Annotated in this window: 4 protein-coding genes; all 4 read left to right on the forward strand. The window is 30.8% G+C overall.

The window, feature by feature from the left end:
* The coding region (locus tag U9R42_05745) for an RHS repeat-associated core domain-containing protein (protein MEA3495523.1) at nucleotides 1–964 on the forward strand (964 nt) is incomplete at its 5' end.
* A 9-nt stretch (nucleotides 965–973) separates the two neighbouring features.
* Nucleotides 974–1,444 carry a hypothetical protein gene (locus U9R42_05750; GenBank protein ID MEA3495524.1) on the forward strand — a complete coding sequence of 157 codons (471 nt, stop codon included), beginning with the start codon at nucleotides 974–976 and terminating at the stop codon, nucleotides 1,442–1,444.
* Between the two features lie 272 nt (nucleotides 1,445–1,716).
* Nucleotides 1,717–2,856, forward strand: coding sequence for an RHS repeat-associated core domain-containing protein (locus U9R42_05755; GenBank protein ID MEA3495525.1), 1,140 nt, complete (start codon nucleotides 1,717–1,719; stop codon nucleotides 2,854–2,856).
* Nucleotides 2,843–3,385 (forward strand): hypothetical protein, encoded by a 543-nt coding sequence (locus U9R42_05760; GenBank protein MEA3495526.1) that lies wholly within the window; start codon nucleotides 2,843–2,845, stop codon nucleotides 3,383–3,385. Before U9R42_05755 ends, U9R42_05760 begins: the two co-directional genes overlap by 14 nt.
* Nucleotides 3,386–3,619 lie beyond the last annotated feature (234 nt).

Below are 3,619 nucleotides of genomic sequence, written 5' to 3' on the forward strand. Positions count from 1 at the left end.
CGGAAATGTATTAAGCACAGTTACAGACCGCAAACTCCCAATAGACCTCTCAGCCAACCAGCAAGTAGATTATTTTAATGCTGACATTGCTGGTGCTAATGATTATTATCCGTTTGGGATGTTGCAGCTTGGTAGAAACTTCTCAGCCGAAGAATACCGTTTTGGGTTCCAGGGGCAGGAAAGAGATGATGAAATTAAAGGAGAGGGAAATAGCTATACAGCAGAATTCTGGCAGTATGATTCGAGATTAGGAAGGAGATGGAATGTTGATCCTGTGGATAAACCTTGGGAAAGTCCTTATGCTTGTTTTGCTAATAATCCTATTTGGTTTGTTGACCCAAATGGTGCAGACACATCTTTTTCAGATAATAATACAAGACAACAATTTATTGATACATATAATGAGGTGAATAATGAAATTAAAAATCTGGACAATAAAATCAACAAAAAATTAGATAAGTGGTATGAAAAAGGATATGATAATGAAAGAGTTAACAAAAGAATGTCTCGCAGAATAGAAAAACTAAACAAAAAACGCACACAATTAAACGAAATTAAAAGTTCTTTTGATGAAGTTATTTCTTCTGACGTTATGTATTTTTATACAGCAAAACCAAATCCGAATGGACAATATATCTCAGGTGGAGGAACAGGTTATAATACTAATGAAAAAAGAGTAGATATTTGGTTTTATTCAGGAAATACTGGCACAATAGTACACGAGACAAGACACGGATCTGGCTATTCTTGGAAAGAATGGGGTTGGAATGCTAATACAAATTCTCCAACAAATTATGATTATCAAGATGAATTTGAGGCTTACGGACAAGAAAGTAACTATAATCGTCTTATTAATGTTGGTACAGGAAGAACAAAACTTCAGATTATGAATGTAATTAAGCAACATTATGGTAGTAACGATTATATTATAAAAGAGTTTAAACAATATTGTGAACCTGAATAAGTTTAAAAAATGAGTGCTAAATTATTGATATTATTTTCTATAATACCTATTGTTATATCTTGCAATATTTATAATACTGTACAAAATGATAGTAACAATAAAATTGAATTTGAAATTAAGCAGATTGTTTCAGGTTCTTATTCACAATACAATTTTGTTTTTGTTGATGACAAATTAGTTATCAATGAGCAGAATATTACTAAATTGGGAAAATCAAATTATAAAAAAATCTATTCCAAAAAAATAAAAAAATATGAAATAAAAAGAATAAAAGAAGCAATAGAACCTTTGTGTCAATTAGAATCTAAATATATAAAGCCACAATTAGGAGGTTTAAGATGGGAGTTAAATATTGTTTTTAATGATATAGATAAAAAAATTATAATTGAAAATTATTATATACCTGAAATCTCTTTACTCTTCGACATTATAAACAATTTAACTCCTAAAAATAAACCTAAGTTACACCCGATGAAATAAAAAACTTATTAACAATTACGATTTCTCGCTTCAATCCCTTGCCCTGCCTTGCTTCCCCCCCCCACTAATCGTAGATTGCATCTACGCTTTTTTATTAATAAGCATTTTTAATGCTGATAAAATATAAAGAGCTTTTACAGAAATTAACGGCTTTTTTTACGTTCAAATAAAAAACTTATTAATAATCGTCTTTTCTTCCGTTCTTTTTCCTTTTAAAACACTGAGTAAAATTTTTCTGATGAAAAGAAAAAAATATGTTACTTTTGTAGTTGATGGGTTGCCTAAAATTAGACATACTGGAGCAAAGCGTAAGTTCCTTTTCTACGGGATTAGACAGGAAAAGGGCTTTAAGTGAGCATCTCGGAAATGTATTAAGCACCGTTACAGACCGCAAACTCCCAATAGACCTCTCAGCCAACCAACAAGTTGATTATTTTAATGCAGACATTGCTGGTGCTAATGATTATTATCCGTTTGGGATGTTGCAGGTGAATAGGAGTTATTCCTTGTCTCAATATAGATTTGGATTCAATGGAAAAGAAATGGACAATGAAGTTTCAGGTACCGGGAATCAATATGATTATGGTTTTAGGATATACAATCCAAGAATCGCTAAATTTTTGAGTGTTGATCCATTAACAAAATCTTTTCCTTGGTACTCTCCGTATCAGTTTGCAGGGAATATGCCAATTGCTGCTACTGATCTTGATGGCTTAGAAGTGAAGTTAGCAATTTTTGGTGAAGGTGCAGGACATGAGAATATTTTTAAAGCCAGAAGTAATACATATGTTGAGAGGTTGTCATCAAATTTCCCAGTTGAAGTACATGGTGTCAGGAATGGACAAGAATTTATCGAACTACTTAAAACAAAGACTGAAGAATTTGGATCAATTTCAGGTGGTGTGGTTTATAGTCATGGCTGGTCTGATGGAATAGAAATGAGTAGTTCAAATGGACTTTATATTGATGGGACTACATACTGGGGTGGTGGAAAGAACCAAGCTTTTATCAGTGAAATCTCCGAAGCAATGGGTAATGGTGAAATTATATTTGAAGATAATGCAATATTTATTTTCTTTGGATGTAATAATAATGGATATCTAGATGATGATTATGCACTTACGGTCGCTCGAAATTTTACTTCTGCGACAGGAGTAACATCAATTGCAGCAAGAGGTCATATTAGTCCAGTTATTGAGGATGAAAAAGAGACTGGTGAATCTCATGCATTTGCAAAAGGATTGTATAAAGAAAAACCATCCTTTTATAAAATTGAATTAAACATTAAAGAAGAACTAATAGAATCATCGTTAGGAGATCAAATAGATCCAGTTGATTTTGATCCTCCTGTATATTTGAAAAAAGCTAGAACGAATCCAATAAATGTATCATTAGAAGATGAAATTAAATAACAATAATTCAATGAAAGTAGTTGTAATACTACTGTTTTCGTGTCATTCTTTATTTCTGTTTTCACAATCCATTAATGAGTATAATCTTCAAGAAAAATATTCACTATTATTGGATAGTATAATGGAAAACTATTCGCCATTTGAATATTCAGAGATACCTATAGATTTACCAGTTATGAGTGATTCTGTTATTGAAGCAATAATGTTCCTTAAAAAAGTTGATTCCGTAAAGATTTATGAATTTAGTTTTGTTATGCTGTTAAAATTATATAATTCACAATTACAATGTTGTCATAGTTCATATGAGTTGTTTCCTCCAGGAAGTGTATTAAAAGATTTGAATTTAATTGTAGTGAATTTCTTAGAAATATCTGGATGTCAAATAAATGAATTTATTACAACAGCAACTGTGTATAAATTTATTAGTACTAATTCTCAGTGGTTAGAATACAAAACTATTAACAAAGAATATTTCGAATGCACCAAACTGTATAATCAGATAATTGAAAGTATACAAAAAAATGATTAGGTTTTCTCACTAGACAAAGTTTGTAGCTATTTTCAAGTATAAAATCCTTAACAGTGAACCACTATCCCGTACTAGCTGTAGTTTGTAACTACACCTATATATTGAAATCTATAATTGAATTTTTTTATCAATTCAATTTCAATTAATGATTCCAATTAAAAAGAAAAAAGATTAGTATTTTTGTTGTTCGATGGGATGCCATAAATTAAAATATTACGAGAGTGAAACCGCAAT

It is taken from the genome of Bacteroidota bacterium, assembly GCA_034723125.1.
Lineage (GTDB): Bacteria > Bacteroidota > Bacteroidia > CAILMK01 > JAAYUY01 > JAYEOP01.

Excerpts from the sequence above, each read along its gene's own strand:
- U9R42_05750 (MEA3495524.1), top strand. The coding sequence starts at position 974 with ATGAGTGCTAAATTATTGATATTATTTTCTATAATACCTATTGTTATA.
- U9R42_05755 (MEA3495525.1), top strand. The coding sequence starts at position 1,717 with ATGGGTTGCCTAAAATTAGACATACTGGAGCAAAGCGTAAGTTCCTTT.
- U9R42_05760 (MEA3495526.1), top strand. The coding sequence starts at position 2,843 with ATGAAATTAAATAACAATAATTCAATGAAAGTAGTTGTAATACTACTG.